The sequence below is a fragment of the Fructilactobacillus sp. YLN 2412 genome, from assembly GCF_059488745.1.
Window position 1 is genome coordinate 168,388 of the sequence record NZ_CM183165.1, and the last position, 21,399, is coordinate 189,786.

The 21,399-nt window shown below is 34.2% G+C and carries 18 protein-coding genes; 11 read left to right on the top strand and 7 right to left on the bottom strand.

The features are described 5' to 3' along the window. Positions 1 to 4: 4 nt before the first annotated feature. Positions 5 to 1,141: an IMP dehydrogenase gene (guaB, locus tag AC0GLR_RS00640; protein ID WP_495604904.1), complete on the bottom strand. Its 1,137-nt coding sequence runs from the start codon at positions 1,139 to 1,141 to the stop codon at positions 5 to 7. A 306-nt stretch (positions 1,142 to 1,447) separates the two neighbouring features. On the opposite strand from guaB, the gene hisS reads away from it, so the two are divergent. After that, positions 1,448 to 2,635, top strand: a complete 1,188-nt coding sequence (hisS, locus tag AC0GLR_RS00645) for a histidine--tRNA ligase (protein ID WP_495604905.1) — start codon at positions 1,448 to 1,450, stop codon at positions 2,633 to 2,635. Between the two features lie 44 nt (positions 2,636 to 2,679). On the opposite strand, the gene AC0GLR_RS00650 is transcribed toward hisS, so the two are convergent. After that, the gene (locus tag AC0GLR_RS00650; RefSeq protein WP_495604906.1) at positions 2,680 to 4,227 is read right to left on the bottom strand and encodes a ClC family H(+)/Cl(-) exchange transporter; all 1,548 of its coding nucleotides are present in this window, start codon (positions 4,225 to 4,227) and stop codon (positions 2,680 to 2,682) included. A 93-nt stretch (positions 4,228 to 4,320) separates the two neighbouring features. On the opposite strand from AC0GLR_RS00650, the gene AC0GLR_RS00655 reads away from it, so the two are divergent. The 3 genes from AC0GLR_RS00655 (at position 4,321) to AC0GLR_RS00665 (ending at position 7,400) form a co-directional block, all read left to right on the top strand. Further along, complete coding sequence (locus AC0GLR_RS00655) at positions 4,321 to 4,761, top strand: hypothetical protein (protein ID WP_495604907.1); 441 nt, start codon at positions 4,321 to 4,323, stop codon at positions 4,759 to 4,761. Between the two features lie 63 nt (positions 4,762 to 4,824). Further along, positions 4,825 to 5,775 carry an alpha/beta hydrolase gene (locus tag AC0GLR_RS00660; RefSeq protein ID WP_495604908.1) on the top strand — a complete coding sequence of 317 codons (951 nt, stop codon included), beginning with the start codon at positions 4,825 to 4,827 and terminating at the stop codon, positions 5,773 to 5,775. A gap of 134 nt (positions 5,776 to 5,909) precedes the next feature. After that, entirely contained in the window at positions 5,910 to 7,400 is a 1,491-nt protein-coding gene (locus AC0GLR_RS00665; RefSeq protein ID WP_495604909.1) for a glycosyltransferase-like membrane protein, read from the top strand. 65 nt (positions 7,401 to 7,465) lie between these two features. On the opposite strand, the gene AC0GLR_RS00670 is transcribed toward AC0GLR_RS00665, so the two are convergent. Then, complete coding sequence (locus AC0GLR_RS00670) at positions 7,466 to 8,251, bottom strand: glucose 1-dehydrogenase (protein ID WP_495605392.1); 786 nt, start codon at positions 8,249 to 8,251, stop codon at positions 7,466 to 7,468. 169 nt (positions 8,252 to 8,420) lie between these two features. Here AC0GLR_RS00670 and AC0GLR_RS00675 point away from each other — a divergent pair, with 169 nt between their 5' ends. After that, complete coding sequence (locus AC0GLR_RS00675) at positions 8,421 to 8,804, top strand: iron-sulfur cluster biosynthesis family protein (protein WP_054646034.1); 384 nt, start codon at positions 8,421 to 8,423, stop codon at positions 8,802 to 8,804. A 111-nt stretch (positions 8,805 to 8,915) separates the two neighbouring features. Here AC0GLR_RS00675 and AC0GLR_RS00680 read toward each other — a convergent pair whose 3' ends face one another. From AC0GLR_RS00680 to AC0GLR_RS00695, 4 genes are all read right to left on the bottom strand, one after another. After that, a complete protein-coding gene (locus AC0GLR_RS00680) occupies positions 8,916 to 10,004 on the bottom strand; it encodes a baeRF3 domain-containing protein (RefSeq protein WP_065866165.1) in 1,089 nt (362 codons plus the stop codon). A 65-nt stretch (positions 10,005 to 10,069) separates the two neighbouring features. After that, on the bottom strand, positions 10,070 to 10,756 hold the full coding sequence (locus tag AC0GLR_RS00685; protein ID WP_495604910.1) for a VTT domain-containing protein: 687 nt from the start codon (positions 10,754 to 10,756) through the stop codon (positions 10,070 to 10,072). Between the two features lie 15 nt (positions 10,757 to 10,771). Further along, the gene (locus AC0GLR_RS00690) at positions 10,772 to 12,658 is read right to left on the bottom strand and encodes an acyltransferase family protein (protein WP_495604911.1); all 1,887 of its coding nucleotides are present in this window, start codon (positions 12,656 to 12,658) and stop codon (positions 10,772 to 10,774) included. A gap of 182 nt (positions 12,659 to 12,840) precedes the next feature. Continuing rightward, positions 12,841 to 15,000, bottom strand: a complete 2,160-nt coding sequence (locus AC0GLR_RS00695; protein WP_495604912.1) for an ATP-dependent Clp protease ATP-binding subunit — start codon at positions 14,998 to 15,000, stop codon at positions 12,841 to 12,843. Between the two features lie 273 nt (positions 15,001 to 15,273). Between AC0GLR_RS00695 and AC0GLR_RS00700 the strand changes: the two genes are divergently transcribed. From AC0GLR_RS00700 to cps2T, 6 genes are all read left to right on the top strand, one after another. After that, entirely contained in the window at positions 15,274 to 16,263 is a 990-nt protein-coding gene (locus AC0GLR_RS00700; protein ID WP_495604913.1) for an LCP family protein, read from the top strand. 53 nt (positions 16,264 to 16,316) lie between these two features. Further along, the gene (locus AC0GLR_RS00705; protein ID WP_495604914.1) at positions 16,317 to 17,063 is read left to right on the top strand and encodes a hypothetical protein; all 747 of its coding nucleotides are present in this window, start codon (positions 16,317 to 16,319) and stop codon (positions 17,061 to 17,063) included. Positions 17,064 to 17,123: 60 nt separating this feature from the next. Further along, positions 17,124 to 18,311: a hypothetical protein gene (locus AC0GLR_RS00710; RefSeq protein WP_495604915.1), complete on the top strand. Its 1,188-nt coding sequence runs from the start codon at positions 17,124 to 17,126 to the stop codon at positions 18,309 to 18,311. Positions 18,312 to 18,349: 38 nt separating this feature from the next. Beyond that, positions 18,350 to 19,096, top strand: a complete 747-nt coding sequence (locus AC0GLR_RS00715; protein ID WP_495604914.1) for a hypothetical protein — start codon at positions 18,350 to 18,352, stop codon at positions 19,094 to 19,096. Positions 19,097 to 19,136: 40 nt separating this feature from the next. Next, positions 19,137 to 20,033, top strand: coding sequence for a glycosyltransferase family 2 protein (locus AC0GLR_RS00720; protein ID WP_495604916.1), 897 nt, complete (start codon positions 19,137 to 19,139; stop codon positions 20,031 to 20,033). A gap of 186 nt (positions 20,034 to 20,219) precedes the next feature. Continuing rightward, positions 20,220 to 21,395, top strand: coding sequence for a beta 1-4 rhamnosyltransferase Cps2T (cps2T, locus tag AC0GLR_RS00725; RefSeq protein WP_495604917.1), 1,176 nt, complete (start codon positions 20,220 to 20,222; stop codon positions 21,393 to 21,395). The last annotated feature ends 4 nt before the right edge of the window (positions 21,396 to 21,399 follow it).

The following is a 21,399-nucleotide window of genomic DNA, read 5'->3' on the forward strand; positions in this document are numbered from 1 at the left end:
CCTCCTATTTTTGGTAATTAGGTGCGCTCTTGGTGATAAGAACATCATGAGGATGAGATTCGCGTAATCCAGCATTGGAAATGCGGGCAAATTGAGCTTTGTGCAAGTCATCAATGGTACGTGAACCAGTGTATCCCATTCCAGCTCGCAAACCACCCATCATCTGATAGATAATATCGGCAACGTCGCCTTTGTAAGCTGTTTTTCCTTCGATACCTTCAGGAACGAGTTTCTTTTCAGCTTTTACTTTTCCTTGGAAGTAACGATCGGATGATCCATTTTCCATGGCAGGAATTGAACCCATCCCACGATATACTTTAAATTGTTTTCCGTCGGCACTTTCTAAAATCTTACCAGGAGCTTCAGTAGTTCCAGCAAGCATACTACCAAGCATTACGGCGTTTCCACCAGCAGCGAGGGCTTTGGCGATATCACCTGAATATTGCAAACCACCATCAACGATAATCTGTTTGCCGTATTGTTCGGCAACTGCTGCACAGTCAAAAGCAGCCGTGATTTGTGGAACTCCAACACCGGCAACTACTCGAGTGGTACAAATTGAACCAGGACCAATTCCGACTTTTACAACGTCGGCACCAGCTTCAAAAAGAGCTTTGGTAGCAGCTGCAGTAGCAACATTTCCAGCAATTAAAGTCTTATCTGGAAATTGTGCTCTAATTTCGGTGATTTTATCAAGTACGCCTTTAGAATGACCGTGAGCTGAATCAAGCACGATGGCATCTGCACCAGCGTCGAATAGACTCTTAGCACGGATGAAAGTTTCTTCATTGATTCCCACTGCAGCAGCCACAAGGTAGCGACCATTTTCGTCAACAGCTGCTAAGTCACCTTCAACGGCGGCATTTTTAACGGTTTCTACTTCTGCGGCTTGTTTTTCCGGCGACATGTTTTTATGTATCACGCCGAGTCCACCACCTTTAGCCATTTCGATAGCCATTGGTGCTTCTGTAACAGTATCCATTGCAGCACTTAAGACCGGAATGTTTAAGAGAAGATTATTGCCTAATTTTGTTTTTAAGCTGACTTGGTAGGGGAGCACGTCACTTGCTGCTGGAACCAAAAGTACATCATCATAGGTTAATGCCTGATGTTTGCCAAACTTGTTTTCCCAATTATCCATTATAATTCTCCTATTATTAAGTTGTAGTTGTTAATATAATAGATTAGCAGATATTTTTGTTAAAATCAACGCTAATAACGAACACTAACGAAAGAAAAAGAAAATAACGTACGTAACCGAATTATTGCTGAATAAATTAAATTAATGGTCGGAAATCAGTGATAATTTCAAAAAAATTTAACTTAATTTAAGTGAATTTACTAACTTAATTTAAGTGAATTTACTAACTTGATTTAATTGGTACAATGTCTGCTAATAATGGTAAAATTTAAGTAAATTGAGTAATAAGAAAGTTGGGTTTAAAAAATGGACGAAAAATTTAAAAGTGTACGAGGAATGGAAGATATTCTTCCTGGAACAACTAGCGTTTGGCAACGCATTGAAGGAACTGCTCGCGAAGTGTTTGCTCGTTATAACTATGCTGAAATGAGAACGCCAATGGTTGAAAAAACGGACGTTTTTAGTCGGACTTCGGGAGATTCCTCAGATATTGTGACGAAACAAATGTATACCTTCGAAGATAAAGGCGAGCGCAGTATTACGCTGCGCCCAGAAGGAACAGCTGGAATTGTACGTTCTTTTGTAGAAAATAAATTATTTGGACCAGAACATCCAAAGCCAGTCAAAGTTTACTACATGGGACCCATGTTCCGGTATGAACGTCCTGGTGCTACACATAATCGTCAATTTTATCAAATTGGTTGTGAATCAATTGGGGCAGTTAGTCCGCAAATTGATGCCGAAGTTATCAAATTAGCTCTCGATATTTTCCATGGCTTAGATATTAACGATTTACGCGTTGAATTAAATACTCTTGGTGATGACGAGAGTCGAAATGCATATCGAGAAACATTAGTAGAATACTTTGCACAATTTAAAGATGAGTTAAGCTCTGATTCTCAACGTCGGTTGGAACAAAATCCTTTACGAATTTTAGATAGTAAAGATCGCAATGATCAAAAAATTGTGGCTAATGCACCTAAATTGGAAGATAGTCTCAATGATCGTTCGAAAAAGTATTTCCATGATTTGTTACAAGCCCTTGATATTTTAGGCGTTGATTATGTAATTGATGATCGTTTAGTTCGTGGACTAGATTATTACACCGACACTGTTTTTGAAATTCAAGCCAAAGCGCCTGAATTTGGCGATGACTATACCACTATTTGTGCCGGTGGTCGTTACAATAACATGGTACAAGAATTTGGTGGCCCTGAAATGGGTGGAGTTGGATTTGCCTTTGGGGAAGACCGATTAGCAACGGTGGTTAAATCCGAAGCAACTGAAGATGGACTTGATTACTTCATTTGTACTGATACCAAAGGAAAGTCAGAAGACGAAATCAACACTATCTTTGACCAGGCTCTGAAGAAAGCGGAGGAACTCCGTAATCAAGGTAATTCAGTGGAAGTTAATTTCCAACCACGCAGTATGAAGAGTCAAAAGAAAGAAGCCTTTAAACTTAACAGTCAAAATACAATCGTAATTGAATAATAATTTCTAGATAAAAACCGTTCATCGAGATGATGAACGGTTTTTTATTCATGAGTAGTTAAATCTTTTAACTGTTGATAAATATAACCAAAATTATTTTTATGAACCAGCACAATCAGAGTATCGCCAGGATGAATTTTAGTTGTTGGTTGCGGAATGATAGTTAAATTTCCGCGTTTAATCGTAATTAAAAGGGAATGTCCCGGCCAATCAACGTCTTTGACAAATTCATGTGCAATCGGACTGAATTCAAACACAGGGACTTTAACTAAATCGGTGGCCTCTCTTGAATCAAGATAACGTTTGACCTTCGTTAAGCGTTCGGCAAGGGCTTGGTAAATCGGCTGACTGCCTAATGAATCAGCCACTAGGTATGAAACTAGTACGACAATCGCTAACGACATAAAATTATGCGTATTTCCCACTAATTCAGTAATTAAAATCATTGAAGTAAATGGTGCTTTGCTGACTGCTGTAAAGTATCCAGCCATTCCAAAAATCAGGAAATTATTTAGTAGTCCGTTATTAACCAAACCTAATTTAGTTGAGACATCGCCATAGACCGCTCCAATCAACGCTCCAACTGCCAAAATTGGCATGAAAAATCCACCGGGAATTCCAGCACCATACGAGATTAGTCCAAATACCATTCTCAATACTAAAAAGAGTATCAACAATTGCAACGGAAAACTTTTCGTAGAAACCAACATGATGATTTTACTTCCGCCGCCAATGGTATCGGGAAAGAAAATCCCAATTGGAATTACGAGCATGATGGGAATGATACACATAAAATACCAAGGAATGAATTTGATTTTAGCAAACCAAAGCGGCAAATCCAGTAATCCAGCATTATAAACGTATCCGAGCACCCCTAAAATGATACCAAAGGGAATTAATTGCCAATAACTAGACGGCTGTAAATCATGACTGTAAAAAATTGGTAAAACGGGCTGGAGTCCAAAGACATTGACAGAAACAAAATTTGCGGTAATTGCTCCCGTTAAAGATGAAAGCCAGATTAATGGCTGAAAGTTACGATAAATTCCTTCCATTACAAAGAAAGTTCCAGCTAATGGGGCACTAAAAGTAGCGGATAAACCAGCAGCGGCACCCGTTGCAATCAAGAGTCGGCGTTTTGAGCCATACATGTTTAATCCATAAGCAACTCCTTGACCAACGGCACCACCAAGCTGAATCGATGGCCCTTCACGTCCCATGTAAACTCCTGTACCATCGGTTAAGACGCCGGCAATAAACTTCCGCCATAGTACAGAAAACCAGTTCATTTCCAAGTTTCCAGCTAATTGAGCTTCGACTTGAGGAATTCCCGAGCCGCGGATGCTGGGATTACCTTTCATTAACAATCCTACAATGATTGCAATCAAAATAAATACCGGAATAATGAGCCACAAAACGTTGATATTATGCCAAACTGCTTGATAGGCAGTTAAGCTGTAATGAATCCCATTTTCAATCAGAATTCGAAACGCTGAAATGACAATTCCTGTTAGAGTTCCAATAATAGCGCTGATTCCCACAAATTTTAAATTAGTAAAATCAAATGGAAGTTTTTTACTCACAATCTTCATCTCCAAATTAATGATTTAATTATATCATTTTCCAAAAAAATGCACATTTTATGTTAGAATGGTACAAATATAACAACGAAAAAGGAGTAATGTATGAATTCAAACGCTTTATTATCGAAGGTTAACACGTTATACTTAATTACGTTGATTGCAGCTATTATTGAATCAGTATTGATTATTCCGGTTATTGGCGGAGTGATTGTAGTATCAACGTTATGGTTTCCCTTAATTGCTTTGATTGGGTTGTATATTGCCGGTTTGGTGATAGTTAGTCAGGCAGAAACCACTGGTGGATCTGATCGTTATGCAGCAGAATTATCAACTGCAAAAACCAAGTATATCGTTGGGATTGCCTGTGCTGCGCTTGCTTTTATTCCATTTATAGGATGGATTTTGCACATTGTGATGGCTGTGATGATGTGGTTACAGTTTGTAACCTGGACCAATATCAAAGAAAAATTAAGCAAAGACAACATCATTGCCGATGTAAAAGCAGAAGACATAAACTCCAATGATGACAATGAAGCTAAATAATTTATAATTTCTGAGATGTCCATAGCAATTGGGCATCTTTTTATTCGATTTGAGATGATGATAATGAAAAAAAAGCGAACGGAACAACAAACAAAACAGAAAAAGCAAAAAGAAAAACGAGTCTGGACGAGAGTGATTCTGAGCCTGCTGGTGATTTTGATTATCGTCGGTGGCTTTGTCATGTATTTATTGTTTAACTATGCCTTTGAACGTGGCGGCTTCAGTACGCAGCTGGGAACGAATGTTAATACAGAATGGTATGATAATACTCCATCACAGACTTGGACGCAGAAAACTAAGGATGGGTTGACGCTAAAAGCTCATTATATTCCGGCTAAAGAGCCAACCAACAAAACGGTTTTGGTAGTGCATGGCTATGGAGGATCGGCGCAACGGATGAGTACCTATATTCATATGTTCCATAAAGATGGATATAACGTGCTGGCTCCAGATAATCGGGCCTTTGGTCAAAGTGGCGGTAAATACATTGGATATGGCTGGAAAGATCGAACTGATCTGACTAACTGGATGCATCAGATTAATGAATACAATCCGCATTCTGAAATTGGAATGTATGGGATTAGTATGGGCGCTTCTGCCGTCATGTTTACACTGCCGAAAGCACCACATAATGTAAAGTGGGCAATTGCTGATTGTGGTTATTCAAGTATTTATGAGGAATTAAAATACGAATTGAAAAACTTATTCCATCTGCCTGCTAATCCAATCTTGCCAATTGCGACGGTTTATTCCAAAGTGTTAGCTGGGTATAATTTTGAAGATGGTGATACAAAACATACTTTGAAACATAATGAGATTCCACTGTTTATTATTCATGGTGATAATGATACCTTCGTTCCAACGAAATTTGCTTATGAAAACTATCGAAATGATCATGGAAAAGAAAAACAGTTATGGATTGTCAAAGGGGCTTCGCATGCCCATTCTAAACATGTTGAACCTGAACAATACCAAGAAAAAACGGCTGCTTTTGCTAGTAAATATTTCAATTAAAGTAAAATCCATCACTTTACGTGATGGATTTTTTAGTTTACATTAAAAATAATATTGTAAAAATTAGTCAAAAATGGCTTAATAGAATAAGCATTATTTTACAAAAGGTTTAATCTAAGATTGGAGCAATTGCTATGAAGCACAATGACGCAACATTTCTGAATAAATGGTTTAATAAGACGATTGTCGTAATTTTCACTTGTTGGATGGCATTAATACTATTGGGTGCTTTAAATGATCAAAATTTGAATCCATGGGGTTTGACTCCACTGGTTTTGAAGCTGGTTATCGCAGGAGTTATTACATATTTAGTGATTTTTAAGACACTTTTGAAACACTGGATGGGACGTTATCGCTTCTGGTTAGTAGGTTTATTAACCATTACAGCCATTATTTGGCAACTTATGTTGGTATTTAACATATCCGCGCCGATTGGTTTTGATGTTGGAACAATCCACCAGTCATTGGTGAATCATAAAGTTGCCAACGAATATTTGTCGCTTAATCCTAATAATTTTTTCTTATTCTATTTTCAACATACGATTTTAAATTTATTTAATTTAAGTCCGAGTTGGATTAACGTTAATTTGATTAACCTAGTGTGTTTAGATTTGTCTTTGGGGTTAAATGCAGTGAGTGTTTATGTGCTTAATCATCGAGCTTTACTGCCATTGTTAGTTTTACAAGATATTTTGATGTTGTTACTAGTTCAAGTAATTGTGCCATATTCGGATGTAATGGTACTGCCGTTTGTTTCACTGATGATTTTGGGATTTGTGATTGCTGAAAAAGGTAAAAACACTTTTTTGAAATATTACGGAGTGGTAGTTTGCGCAATTGGAGCATTATCAACGTATCTCATGAAGCCGTCTTCCATCATTTTTATGCTAGCCGTGCTGATATGGATGGTGTTTAACTTTTCTCCTGCTACAATGACACGAAAAAGATTAATAAAATACATCATAGCGGTGGGATTGTTTGGAATAATTTTATTCGGTGGTATTAATAGTTTTAAGCATTTTGAGTATCATGACAAATTAGTTCATGTGAATAAAGGTCGAGGTGAACCTGCAACACATTTTATGGCGATGGGGGTTTCTGATCGAGGCGGCTGGAATGCTGAACAAGTTGCTAAAACACAGGCTATGAAAACTGATAAAGAACGGTCCGACTATTCGCAAAAAATTATTCAGCAACGGTTTAAAGAATATGGAATAATAGGTTTTATACAGTTTTTTATTAATAAAAATTATGCTAATACTTCCGATGGAACGTTTGGTTGGTATCATGGTGATGGTCCGTACATTGTTAATCCTGTTAAAAATAAAATTCAAAGTATTTTTTATGAGCAAGGAACTCATTTTCACGATTATCAATTTTTAGCACAGATTTTTTGGATTATGAACATTTTACTGTTAGCACTCGGTTTTGCATCGGTCAATAAATATACGCAAATTTTTCGGTTAGCAATCATGGGTGGATTATTATTTTTGTTATTATTTGAAGGTGGAAGAAGTCGATATTTGATTCAATTCTTACCCTTAATCTTAATGTTGAATGCTTTAACCTTTAATTCGGCTAAGGTAAAATTAAAGAAGCTGAAGATGGCGTTTAGTTCGAAATAAAAACAAAAAAGACTTCAACCAGCTAATTAAACTGATTGAAGTCTTTTTTATTATAATTTTTAAGTTTAACCATTACCATTTTGGAATGAAGGGTAAAGAGTCATACCACCATCAATGTAAAGTGAGATTCCAGTAACATAACTTGCTTGGTCAGATGCTAACCAAGCAGCTCCGGCAGCTACTTCAGAAGGTTTACCAATCCGACCCATTGGAACCATTGAAACAGTTTCTTCATAGGTTTTTGGATCAGAAAATTTCTTAGCATTGATAGGAGTGTTAATGGCACCAGGACAAATTTGGTTAATCCGGATGTTCTGCTTAGCGTATTCCATTGCAGTAGTTTCAGAGAATAACTTAACACCACCCTTACTTGATGCGTAACTTGCGAAAGTAGGCCATGGAATTTGTTGATGCACGGAAGATGTATTAATAATTGCACCTTTTTTCTTGTTTGCAAGCCAGTAATCTAAGGCAGCTTTAGTACCTAAGAAAGTTCCAGTTAAGTTAACTGAAATAACGGCATTCCATTGATCTAAAGTAACTTGATCAGTAGGACATTTCTTTTCTAAACCAGCATTGTTGTAGAAAACATCTAATCCACCAAAAGCATCAACAGCAGTTTGAACTAATTTATTAGCACTTTCTTCATCACTAATATCACCTTGTTCAATAACAGCTTTTCCACCATTTTTTTCAACAATAGCTTTTGTTTCATTAGCAGAATCGACATTTTTGTGATAATTAATAACAACGTTCATGTGTTCTTCACCTAAACGTGCTGCGATAGCAGCTCCAATACCAGAATCACCACCAGTGATTACGGCAGTTTTTCCCTCAAGATCTTTGTACATAACCATAAATATTACCTCTTTCTTATCATTTACATTGCACTATAAGAATAACATAACTGTAAATTATACAATAGGATAATGTCTGTTTAAGTTGTGTACAATATTATTGCATTATAAAAAAGGGCATGTTATGATAAGTTTGTAAGTTATATATGAGGAGGAATAAATCATGGAACTAACAATTACAGACCCAGCAATGGACTATATTAAAAAGAGATTACCAAACGCTAAATATTATTTATTAGCTACTGATGATGGTTCAAACCAATACTCTAAAGGTGGCGGATCATGTACCGTTGGCGATACTTTCCAAGTAGTAGGGGTTAACAAATTAGCTGCACCTTACGACATTAAAATGGAAAATAATCAGGATGTTCCTTTCTATACGAGTAAAAATGATGAATCATTCTTTGATAAGGGAATGAAGATTGATTTTAAGAATAACTGGTTACAATTGAAAAATGATGGTGAACTAATGGATGGTCAAATGACTACCAACGATGCTACTAAAGGCGTTGAAGATAATGGTATGGATGGCGTTATTGGTTGCTAATTAGATATTAATGAAAAGAGTACGTAAACATTTCGTTTACGTACTCTTTTTGAGTTAAATTTTTATTTATTTTACAAAAAAAGAACCCACCATAGTGAGTTCTTTTTTAAATTACCATCTTAAGATAGCAGCAACTTTTTTATCAGTTGGCATGTCAGAAGCAGGGAGCATAGTAACGTCGCCATCAAGACCTAATACAGTAAGAGCTAAAGTATTAAGTTCGTTAGCAGGACGTGAACCTTCGGTGTTAACTTCAACAGTTTCACCGTTGTCTTTGCTTTCAACATAAGCGTCGTCTTGAATAATCAAGTTAGCAATCCGATCTTCTTCGGCAGCTTTCATGATAGTATCGAAGTCGTCAGTAGCTTTCTTAGCACCATCGGCTTTATCATATTCACCTTTGATAGCTTTTTTACCATCAGCAACGAATTGATCGTGAATGGTTTGAGCGATATCTTGGGCATTTTCACCAGCGTTTTTAACAGCACCGTCAATTTCAACAGATTTGTCAGTAACGAGGTAAGGGTTATGTGAAGCCTTTTTGAAACGACCTTCATCTTCAGCGTTAGCAACAAGTACTAATGGGTTATGGTCTTTGTCTGAGTAACGTTTTTGTACGTACTTATCAACCATTTCGAAGTACTTGTGGGTATCCCATTCGGCATCGTTAGTCTTAGGGTTTTTGATAGTTTCAGTTTCAGTCTTGTCGCTATCAAATGGATCTGGAGTATCGTTGTCAGGTTGAGTAACGTCAAGATCTTTAACGTTATCCAACTTGTATGAATCACGTTGCAAGAACAACATGTCAAAGTCGGGAACAAACTCTAATTGTTTTACGATTGGGAAAATTTGGAGTTTGTCGCTGAATGAGAATGCTGGTTCTGGAGCGTAATTTAATTTAACGGCTTTTAATGAGTCGTTAGTTACATAAAGAACTACCCCTTTAGCGATTGAAGCGTTAGGTTTTAAAGTCTTCAAGTAGTTCTTAATGTGAAATTCGTAAGCGTTCCAAAGATCTGGTTTGTAGATTTTTTGGAATGCATCCTTAGCTGAATCAATTAAACTGTCAGTTTGGATTTTATCTAATCTAGTATCATCTAGTTTAGGATTCAATGGAATAGTAATAGTTACGACTGGGCCGTTTTCGGCTTCCAAGTCAAGTAAGTCTTTAATTTGACCTTTTTGATCATGTTTAGACATGTAAAAAAACCTCCGTTTTATTGAGTACTACTTATATTTTAACATTTTACGAGTAAATTAACACGTTATATTTTATCCGTAACCAGCATTTTTAGCAACCAATTTGCGGCGAATAAAAATAAAACGATGATGATTAACAAAATCATCACTTGTAATAAACTACCTTTCAAAATGGTATTTCCACCTAAGGCATAGATTAAAGCCACTGGGAAAGTACCTAAGACGGCAGTTAGCATTACAATTTTGGGACTGTACTTCTTTTCTTCAGCAGCAGCTTCTAGACTGACTAAGTAAGAAGGAATCATTGGGATTGAATAACCAATGAGTAACTGGGTCAGGGGATTCTTAATTCTTTTAAGATGTCTGCTGTATTTATTGTTTTTATATTTCTTTTCAGCATCTTTTTTAAAGAAAGAGATGAGTTTAATTGAAGCAATGTTTCCTGTTCCGATGGAGATCATGTTAATTAAAGTTCCCCAGAAAACGCCAAAACAAAGTCCTGACAGTACAGCAATCGGCATAACTGGGATTCCAGGAACTGATGTACCAATGTACAGTAATAACATCAAAAGCACAACATCGACTAAGCCATGGCTTCTAATGGCGTGGATAGCAGCAGGACGTTCTTTAGGATTAAACAACATTTCAATTTGTGGCTGGTAATCCTTAAAAAGAATGTAAAGCAATAAAATACCGATTAAGGCAGCTGCGATTTTGAAAATAGTAATGCGATGAGTTTTAATAAAATTCATGAATACAATCCTTAATTATTTATTAGCGTTCTTTAAAACATTTTGCGCAATAAATGAAGCATATTTTGGTGCGCCCTCAGTATTAGGGTGGGCTTGATCAGAGTAAAGCCATTCAGGATGCTTTTCAATATAGTTATTCCAGTCAATTATGTGGAGATTTTTGTATTTACCGGCAGCTTTATTGAGAGTTTCGTTAACCTGATTTTGCCATGGCTGAGTAGGTACATGGGCATTAATCCAAAACACCTGACGTTTGGAGCCAATGGTACTCATAATCTGCTTAACTGTTTCAGGAGAAACATTTCCGTTGGTACCTAATCCAATAATGACATTTTTGCCAAGGAGTCCTTTTTTATTAAGACTTTGGATTTCTGGGATAGCTGATGTTGGTTGACGAGAAACTTGGGCATCAATGTAAAGACGAGGGAAAATCTTTTGTAAATCATCACGTCCAGCTAGCATGACCGAATCACCCACTGCGCTTCCAGAAAGGTTTTGCGCTTCTTTTAGTTGGGTAGCTGACAAACCATCTTTTTTAATTTGGGCTTCATCTTTGGCGGACCGTTTGACTTTTTTGCCACTTTTGATGTTTTTAGCTAAGTTTTTGTTATAACTTTTAGCTTCTTTGGCATTTTCCTGAATATGATTAGCTAATTTAGTATGGTTAGCCTGTTTGGGGTTAATAATAGTGGATTGAAAAATTCCTAAAGTTCCAAGTAACATAATCAAGCCAAAGATGATACCGCGAAGTCGAATCTTTGAAAGAAGAGATAATATCTTTGAAAAAATTGCTTTGTAATTGTACTTGGCAAAAGGATTACCGACAAAGCGATAAGAAAGTTCTGAAATAACTACAATCAAAACAATTTCAATAATCCCGTATAAAAGCTGATGGTCAGCAACATCTTTGAATTTATCACCGAAAAAGACGAACACAGGTAATTGATAAACATAGATTTCATAACTACGCGAACCAATCCAATCAAATACTGGATTGGTCATAAGTTTATTCCAATGACTAGCATTAGAAACGATGGCCCACATGGCTAAGACTGTAAAACAGGAAAATAAGAACATGCCGCCATGGTAAAGAAAGGTTGATTGGGCGCCAACAGTGAAAACAATCACCAGCATTCCTAACATTCCTAATAAACCAGTGATATCAAAAAAGCGTGTCTGGTTTTGGTTGGGACGTTTGATAACTCGACTGCTGGGCCAAAAAACCGCTAAAGCAGCTCCAAGTAAAATTGAAAACATCCGAGTATCTGTTCCATAGTAAACTCGACTAGGATCGACACCTGGTTTAAAAAGAACTGCCATCAAAATCACTGAAAGAAGTGAAAGACCAATAGCAACGTAAAAAATACTGCTTTTGTTCAAGGAACCATGTTTTCGTTTGTTAAAGATACTCAGTAACAATACTGTAAGTAATGGCCAAATGAGGTAAAACTGACCTTCAATTGCCAATGTCCATAAATGTGTAAAGGGTGACATTGAACCAGCAAAGTTTTGAAAATATGATTGACCGTTGGCAATTTCATACCAGTTATAAACATATGTAAGGTTGGTAATGACACTTTGCCATAAATTAGCCAATAAATTGCGTTGAAATAACGTGATATAGGCTGCAGTTACAAATAACATCACAATCAGTGTTGGGTAAAGACGTTTTAAACGTTTATACCAAAAATGACCATAGGAAAAATTCCCCGTAGCACTATATTCACTAATTAAATGATCGGTAACTAAATATCCTGAAAGAGTCAGGAAAACTGGAACCCCTAAATATCCTCCACTAAAAAGATTGGGGTTAAAGTGATAGAGAATTACACAAATAACTGCTAAGGCTCTAAGACCAGTAAAACCGGTAATGAAACGATGCTTTGTTGGCTGACTAACCATGTTATTTCCTTCTTAATTTTTAAATTTTATACCAGTCTTAATAGTACAACTGAAACGGGTTTTGACACAACCAAAAACAATAAAAGAATTGCAAAATTAATTTTAATCCTAAAAATAAAAAAATTAATAAACAAAAAATAGAACCCATCCAATCTGGATGAGTTCTATTAATTTAAATCAAATTATTTAGCAGCTTTTTTATCGGCACCCTTATCTTTGTTTTCTTCGATTACAGTTGTACCGTCCTTAAGAATAGCCTTAAGATTTTTAACATCTTGGTGATCTAAGTAGTACATAGCAATCTTGTCACGTAATTGTTGTTCAATTACACGACGGAGTGGACGAGCACCCATTGCTTCATCATAACCTTGTTCCATTAACCAGTCTTTAACATCCTGGGAAATAGTAATAGTCATGTCTTTTCTAGCTAAGGTATCGTTCAAGTTTTGAATCATCAAATCAACAATCTTGCTTAAGTCTTCCTTAGTCAAGTGAGTAAATTCAACAATTGCATTAAAACGGTTCAAAAATTCAGGTCTGAAGAATGGTGCCAAACGGTCCATAATCTTCATATCTTCTTTTTGGTTCTTAGTCATTTGGTTGTCACCAAATCCGGCATTTGAAGTTGCAATGATAACAGTGTTCTTAAAGTTAACCACGTTACCTTGACCATCAGTCAAACGACCGTCATCCATAACTTGAAGTAATAAAGTAATTACTTGTGGGTTAGCTTTTTCAATTTCATCAAGTAACACGATTGAGTAAGGATTTCTTCTTACACGTTCAGTTAAGGTGTTACCGTTATCGTTGTAACCAACGTATCCGGCAGTAGCACCAATCATTTTAGAAACAGCAGTTTCATCTTGGTATTCTGACATATCAAGTCTAATGATTGAGTCTTCATCGTTAAACATGTCTTTAGCTAATTGTTTAACTAATTCGGTTTTACCAACACCAGTAGGTCCAACGAATAAGAATGAACCAATAGGACGGTTACCTTCGTCAAATCCGGCACGGTTACGACGAATAGCATCAACAACAGAGTCAACAGCTTCGTCTTGGCCAATGATATGTGATTTAAGACGTGAATCCATGCCTTTCAATCTTTCCATATCGTTAGTGCTCATCTTAGCAACTGGAATACCAGTTAAACGTTCAACTGATTCTGCGATGTCTTCAGGCTTAGCAACTGGTTCTTCAGAGTTGTCTGATTGGTTGTTAAGTTTCTTTTCGATTTCAGCAATTTTTGCTTTATCTTTAGCAGCATCTTCGAATTTTTCAGCTTTAGCATTTGCTTCTTTTTGAGCTTTAGCAGCTTTAAGGTCTTTTTCAAGACTAACCTTGTCAGTAACAGGGTGTTTAGCAGCTAAATGAGCAGCAGTCATATCTACAAGGTCAATGGCCTTATCAGGTAATGATCTCTGTGGAATATATTGATCTGAATATTCAACAGCAGCTTTTAAAACATCGTCAGGTAATTTAACTTGGTGATGTTTTTCGTAAGCGCCACGAATACCTTGTAAAATCTTCAAAGTAGTTTCTTTACTTGGAGCATTTACAGTAACATCATTGAAACGACGTGCTAAAGCAGCGTCTTTCATAATAGTGTTACGGTATTCGTCTTGAGTAGTAGCACCAATGATTGAGATTTCACCACGTGAAAGAGCAGGCTTCAAGATATCTGATAAACCTTTTCCACCAGTTTCGTCACCAGAAGCACCGGCACCAACGATTTGATGAATTTCATCAAAGAAGATAATAACGTTCTTACGTTCTTCAACTTCTTTAACTAATTTTTGAATATTCTTTTCATATGAACCACGGTATTGTGTACCGGCTTCAAGAGAAGATAAATCAATTGAAATAATTTGTTTGTCTTTAATAGTTGCAGGAACATCACCATTAACAATCTTTTGTGCTAAGCCTTCAACGATGGCAGTTTTACCAACACCAGCGTCACCAACTAAGATAGGATTGTTTTTGATACGGCGACTTAAGATTTCTGCTGTTTCTTGGATTTCTTTATCACGACCGATAACTGGATCAAGCAAACCTTGCTTAGCTTCATCAGTTAAGTTACGACCGACTTTATCTAAGTAACTTTCAGCCTGTTGCTGTTGTTGACCATTTTGTGCGCCGCCAGCAGCATTATGACTGCCTTGTTGGCCAGGAATTTGTCCTGTTCTTCTCATTTCAGCAACTTGTTCAGGAGTTAACTCATGTCCGTTAACCATGTAACGAGCATTTGCGTCTCCGTTTCCCATGTTGCCAAATAAACTACCGAAAATGTCATCCATTCCGCTTCCGCCGAATGGGTCGTTTCCAAAACCATTGTCTGCCATAAAATAATCCTTCTTTCTATAAAATAGAGGCAAAGTTGTTCCCAACTTTTGCTTATATTATAAACATTTATTGAGAAATATTACAGTAGTTTGCTCAAAAAATATAAAAAAGGTTAAAAATAGTCAAAATTAATTTTTTTGATTTAATTTTGACTATTTTTTATTACATTTATTATGTCTTTCTTAAAAAAAGTTTAAAAATGACTTTTCTTTTGATAAACTGGTATTATTGTGGTTGATTGAATTATAAACAAAATAAAAAGGGGAATAAAAATGGACGAAAGTCGTATGCAAAAAGACGAACCTGAAAAAAAGTCACATAAAACCCGTAATAGTATTATTGTGGTAATTTTACTTATTTTGCTGGCTGCTGTTGGTTTTGGGGCATATAAATATATGTCTGTAAAAAATGCTGTTAACAAATCATACAAAAGTGCCGGTATACATAAAGAAAGAAACACTTCGAATTTGCTTAAAAACAATAAGCCAATTTCAATTTTACTCATGGGGACTGACACTGGAGAGTTAGGACGTGATTTTAAAGGAAGAACTGACACAATGATGGTTGCTACCATTAATCCAAGAACTAAAAAAACATTAGTTACTAGTATTCCCCGAGATACAGCGGTTAATATTCCCGGATATGCTAATGAATCTCCAGCAAAAATTAATGCTGCATACTCATATGGTAGTGCTAAAACATCAATAGAAACGGTTCAACAAATGTTGAATATTCCAATTGATTATTATGCCATGATTAATATGCATGGATTAGAACAAATTGTTAATCAAGTTGGTGGAGTTACAATTTCGCCTGAGTTAAGTTTTAATTATGAGGGATATCATTTCAAAAAAGGCCAATCAACGGAAATGAATGGCAAGAAAGCTTTAGCATATTCACGAATGAGATATGATGATCCTCGTGGTGACTTTGGTCGTGAACAGCGCCAACGTCAGCTGTTAGAAGCAGTTGTGCAAAAGAGTGGATCAGTTTCTTCATTATTGAATGAAGGCTTTATTAATTCAATTTCAAAATCAACTCAAACAGACATGACTTTTTCTGATTTAACATCAATTGCTGAACATTACCTAGGTGCTCGTAAAAACATGGAAAATACTTACTTGCAAGGTCAACAAGGTGAAATGATTGATGGACAAAGCATGGAAGTTACCCCAAGATCAGAATTACAAAAGACAACTAATAATATTAGAACTAGTCTAGATCTTCCTTATAAGGAAACAGGAAATATTGCATTACATTGATGTTCATGAGTTTTGAGATATCTTAATCTTATTGAGAAAGAGGTTTTAAGAAGTTGGAATATACTAAATTACAGTATCTTTTATTTAAATTAGGCGGATTCACTAATAGCAAGTTATATATGATTTTAATTGCCTTAGTGATTATTATTGGAGTTACTTTATTTTTTGTTTATGATTATAAGACTGACGGTCCAGTATTATCTAGGCCTAATGAAGTAAAAAAAGATGAAGGGAAACATTCTAAAAAAACAAATAATAAAAAAACAGAATTTTGGTTCGCTGTGGTTCCAGTTGTTATTGTCTTATTACTTTTTACAGGCAAGAAAGTTCTTTCTAGCGTTTCAGCTCCAGATGAAATTATCCCTAGTAAGCAAAGTAAGACTGTAACGACAGGTAAGGTAATCTGGATACACAATAATACTGGAAAAGTTGGAATTGTAACTAAGGATCGTAAAGATGATAATCCAATTGTTGCAAGGGTTAATAATATTGAGTTAGACCCTAAATCCCCATTAATTCCATCGTATGGTGGTACATCACTCAGTAACAAAGAATTTTTAAGTTTGTCAGTTGGAAATGAAGTTAAGATCAAAGTTAATCCATATACATGGAAGTACAAAAATCACAGTGACTTTGGCAATGATGAAAAGATGTCTAGGACAATGGATTTAATGAATAAGGGTTATGTAAACGGTAAGGTCTTTAAAATAGAATCAAAACCTAAAAAGGATACTAAGAAAAAAGTTAATAATAAATTAAAAAATACAAACTATTTAAATAATTCACAATATCAATATTAATAGTTTGTTTTAATACTTAATAATTGAATTTTAATCAATATCGAAAAAGGAAGTTAGTTAATGTTTAATAATTATATAAAAATGTATAAAGATAATAGCTTGCTTAAGATAAGAAGTAAATTAGTCTGTACATTTTTTGGGATTTATACATTTTTAATGTTTTTCAGTATTGTATATGCTGGGTCTTTAGGGGATATTTTTAGTATGCTTCCTAAAATTGCTTCTTTAGTTCTGATAGTTGGTGTAATTGAAAGTGTAGCATTAAGGAAACCCGATTCTTCTTATTTTATATATGGATTATTGATTTTATTAGGATTTATAATAAAACATATCTCTGGCCTTTCTTTCCCACTTTGGTTTTTTTTGATTTTGCTTATGGTAAGTAAAGTTGATTTTTATAAAATTGTAAAAGTTTTTTTTATAGTTACTGGGATATTGACATTCCTTACAGTTTTTTTATCAGTTTTAAAGTTATTTCCAACATTTGCTTCACTTCGTATGTCTTCAAGTGGTGTTATTATAAGAAGACAGGCATTAGGGTTTGACTGGGTTACAGATGGATCTCAAATCTTTTTATATTTGGTGCTTTGTTTTGTTTTTCTAAAAAAAGGTAATCTTAATTTTAAAGAGCTAATCGTTATCTTATTAACTAGTATGTTTTTTTATTTTGAAACAAATACTAGAAATCCATTTATTCTAGAAATTATTTTGATTTTTATTTTAGCGCTTATGAATACAGGAATAGGTATGAGATTATCAAAAATAATTAAAGGAAGATTTTTGGGTATTTTAGCGATAATTATTTTTCCAATATGTTTCTTCTTGTCATTGATAACTGCTGTAATAGGGATTAGTGGACCGATTACGGCTAACCTTAACATTCTTCTTTCAAACAGAGTTTGGTTATCTTATATGGGGTTGCAAAGATACGGAATTCATTTACTCGGGTCGCATGTTAAATACAATAATTCATTACATGGTGTCACGAAGGGGATTTATTTTTATCTCGATAGTTCATATATTCAATATTTGATTAATTTTGGATTGTTATTTTCTCTAATCATAATTGTTTTACTTACTTTAACCATGATTCTTGAATATAAGAAAAAAAATTGGTATGTTTCTTTAATTTTTATAATTATTGCTATTCATAGTTTGCAAGATCCCCAATTAATATATTTACAGTTTTCTCCTTTTGCTTTAATTATAATCGAGGTTATCGATAGGTTTAAATTTAAAATTAGGTAGTGTTGGTCCCTAGATTACGAGAAAGAGGTTTTAAGAAGTTGGAATATACTAAATTACAGTATCTTTTATTTAAATTAGGCGGATTCACTAATAGCAAGTTATATATGATTTTAATTGCCTTAGTGATTATTATTGGAGTTACTTTATTTTTTGTTTATGATTATAAGACTGACGGTCCAGTATTATCTAGGCCTAATGAAGTAAAAAAAGATGAAGGGAAACATTCTAAAAAAACAAATAATAAAAAAACAGAATTTTGGTTCGCTGTGGTTCCAGTTGTTATTGTCTTATTACTTTTTACAGGCAAGAAAGTTCTTTCTAGCGTTTCAGCTCCAGATGAAATTATCCCTAGTAAGCAAAGTAAGACTGTAACGACAGGTAAGGTAATCTGGATACACAATAATACTGGAAAAGTTGGAATTGTAACTAAGGATCGTAAAGATGATAATCCAATTGTTGCAAGGGTTAATAATATTGAGTTAGACCCTAAATCCCCATTAATTCCATCGTATGGTGGTACATCACTCAGTAACAAAGAATTTTTAAGTTTGTCAGTTGGAAATGAAGTTAAGATCAAAGTTAATCCATATACATGGAAGTACAAAAATCACAGTGACTTTGGCAATGATGAAAAGATGTCTAGGACAATGGATTTAATGAATAAGGGTTATGTAAACGGTAAGGTCTTTAAAATAGAATCAAAACCTAAAAAGGATACTAAGAAAAAAGTTAATAATAAATTAAAAAATACAAACTATTTAAATAATTCACAATATCAATATTAATAGTTTGTTTTAATATTTAATAATTGAGGAGTATTTTGTCTTGAAAAACGAAAAAATTGGCGTAGTTTTGGTTACTTATAACCGTCTTGATTTGTTAAAAGGATCAATACAAAGTATTCTTAACCAATCTTTGGCTGTCGATAAAGTATTTGTAATAAATAATAATAGTACTGACGGCACTAAGAAATATTTGGAAGATCTATCTAAAGATAGAGAAAATATTATTGTAGAAAATCTTTCCGAAAATGTTGGTGGAGCGGGTGGCTTTAATGCTGGACTGAAATTAGCACATAAATTGGGTACATTTGATTATTATTGGTTGATGGATGACGATACATTTCCTACTTCCGATGCATTAGAAAAATTAATGGAAAAATCAAATGAGATAAATGATTCAATTGGTTTTTTATCTAGTAATGTTGTGTGGAAAGATGATACACCATCTGTTATGAATGTTCCGACAGTTAGTGATGTATGGAATGATAGAATTAGTGAAAATATTGTAAGACTACAATCTGGATCATTCGTTTCTATGCTTATTAGCAATGAAGCAGTTGAAAAATGTGGGTTGCCAATTAGTCAGTTTTTCATATGGGGTGATGATGTTGAATATTCGAGTAGAATTTCAAAATATTTCCCTTCTTATTTTGTTATTGATAGTAAAGTTATTCACAAAACTAAAAGCAATAATGGAATTAATATCTTTAATGAAAGTAAAGATAGAGTTGGACGATACTTTTATGATACTAGAAATAACATGTACAGATTTCGAAAACAAAGTAAAAAAAAGGCATTAAAATTTGCATTTGGTCGTTTATTTTTAATTGCAAAAATAATGTCAAATTCTGAATGTAAATATAAAATTAAGAAATCAAGTGTTATTGCAAAAGGGATTTTTAGCGGTATGTTTTTCAATCCGACTATTGAGTACGTATAATTAAAATATTAAAAGCGTTCTTGCAATATTATGAAATTTTAATATTGCAAGAACGCTTTTAATATAAACTTAGTGAATCTTTTAAAATAGGACCTATTTTGGTATTATTAAGATTAGATGGTGTGTCTATTCGGAGAAATAATAGTGAATTTTTTTATTTATTAAATTTTGAAATGGAGAAAAGTAATGATTGAAAAGAATGTTTTTATTATTGGTTCTAAAGGAATTCCTGCTAAATATGGTGGATTTGAAACATTTGTTGATGAATTGACTTCTCGTTCCTCCAACAGTCAAATTAATTATTTTGTTGCGTGTAGAAAAGATCTTTCAGACAATAAAAATAATACATATAGTTATAATGATGCTACTTGTTTTAATGTGGATGTTCCTAATGTCGGACCAGCTACTGCAATTTTATATGATGTAATGGCATTTAAATGGGTTTTAAATTATATAAAAAAAAATAATATTAAGAATCCTATTGTATATGTTCTTGCTTGTCGTATGGGACCTTTTATCGGTCACTATAAAAAAGAGTTAAAGAAATATAATGGTAAATTATTAGTGAACCCAGATGGTCACGAATGGAAAAGAGCTAAATGGAGTTATCCTGTAAAAAAATATTGGAAGTATTCTGAAAAATTAATGATAAAGCATGCTGATCTAGTAGTTTGTGACAGTAAAAGTATCGAAAACTATATTAAAAATGATTATTCTAAGTATCATCCCAATACTACTTATATTTCTTATGGTTCCGATATTTCCAAATCTGATTTAACTAATGACGATGATAAAGTTGTTAATTGGTATAAAAAACATAAGGTTCGTCCTAATGATTATTATTTAATTGTAGGAAGATTTGTTCCTGAAAATAATTATGAAACAATGATTAAAGAATTCATGAGTTCTGACACACAAAAAGATTTGGTTATCATCACAAATGTTAAGAAAAACGATTTTTATAAGAAATTGTTAAAGGAAACATCTTTTGATAAAGATAAAAGGATTAAATTTGTTGGGACAGTTTATGATAAAAAACTTCTTAAATATATTAGAGAACACGCATATGGTTATATTCATGGTCATGAAGTAGGCGGAACTAATCCTTCTTTATTAGAAGCATTGAGTAGCACAAAATTGAATTTACTTTTAAACGTTGGTTTTAATAAAGAAGTTGGTCAAAAAAGTTCTTTATATTGGGGAAAATCAAAAGGATCTCTTGCTAAACTTATAGGAAAAAGTGACAAAATGAGTCCTACTGATATAAAAGAATATGACAAGGCATCAACTAATAGAATTTCTGAAAATTTTTCTTGGGAAAAAATAGTTCAAGAATATACAAATTTATTTAAGGAGTATTAATTAA

What these genes read in the sequence shown, in the direction of transcription:
- AC0GLR_RS00650 (WP_495604906.1), bottom strand. Translation starts at nt 4,227, where the DNA reads ATGAAGATTGTGAGTAAAAAACTTCCATTTGATTTTACTAATTTAAAA.
- AC0GLR_RS00660 (WP_495604908.1), top strand. Translation starts at nt 4,825, where the DNA reads ATGAAAAAAAAGCGAACGGAACAACAAACAAAACAGAAAAAGCAAAAA.
- hisS (WP_495604905.1), top strand. Translation starts at nt 1,448, where the DNA reads ATGGACGAAAAATTTAAAAGTGTACGAGGAATGGAAGATATTCTTCCT.
- AC0GLR_RS00700 (WP_495604913.1), top strand. Translation starts at nt 15,274, where the DNA reads ATGGACGAAAGTCGTATGCAAAAAGACGAACCTGAAAAAAAGTCACAT.
- AC0GLR_RS00695 (WP_495604912.1), bottom strand. Translation starts at nt 15,000, where the DNA reads ATGGCAGACAATGGTTTTGGAAACGACCCATTCGGCGGAAGCGGAATG.
- cps2T (WP_495604917.1), top strand. Translation starts at nt 20,220, where the DNA reads ATGATTGAAAAGAATGTTTTTATTATTGGTTCTAAAGGAATTCCTGCT.
- AC0GLR_RS00685 (WP_495604910.1), bottom strand. Translation starts at nt 10,756, where the DNA reads ATGAATTTTATTAAAACTCATCGCATTACTATTTTCAAAATCGCAGCT.
- AC0GLR_RS00710 (WP_495604915.1), top strand. Translation starts at nt 17,124, where the DNA reads ATGTTTAATAATTATATAAAAATGTATAAAGATAATAGCTTGCTTAAG.
- AC0GLR_RS00680 (WP_065866165.1), bottom strand. Translation starts at nt 10,004, where the DNA reads ATGTCTAAACATGATCAAAAAGGTCAAATTAAAGACTTACTTGACTTG.
- AC0GLR_RS00670 (WP_495605392.1), bottom strand. Translation starts at nt 8,251, where the DNA reads ATGTACAAAGATCTTGAGGGAAAAACTGCCGTAATCACTGGTGGTGAT.
- AC0GLR_RS00655 (WP_495604907.1), top strand. Translation starts at nt 4,321, where the DNA reads ATGAATTCAAACGCTTTATTATCGAAGGTTAACACGTTATACTTAATT.
- AC0GLR_RS00675 (WP_054646034.1), top strand. Translation starts at nt 8,421, where the DNA reads ATGGAACTAACAATTACAGACCCAGCAATGGACTATATTAAAAAGAGA.
- AC0GLR_RS00665 (WP_495604909.1), top strand. Translation starts at nt 5,910, where the DNA reads ATGAAGCACAATGACGCAACATTTCTGAATAAATGGTTTAATAAGACG.
- AC0GLR_RS00690 (WP_495604911.1), bottom strand. Translation starts at nt 12,658, where the DNA reads ATGGTTAGTCAGCCAACAAAGCATCGTTTCATTACCGGTTTTACTGGT.
- guaB (WP_495604904.1), bottom strand. Translation starts at nt 1,141, where the DNA reads ATGGATAATTGGGAAAACAAGTTTGGCAAACATCAGGCATTAACCTAT.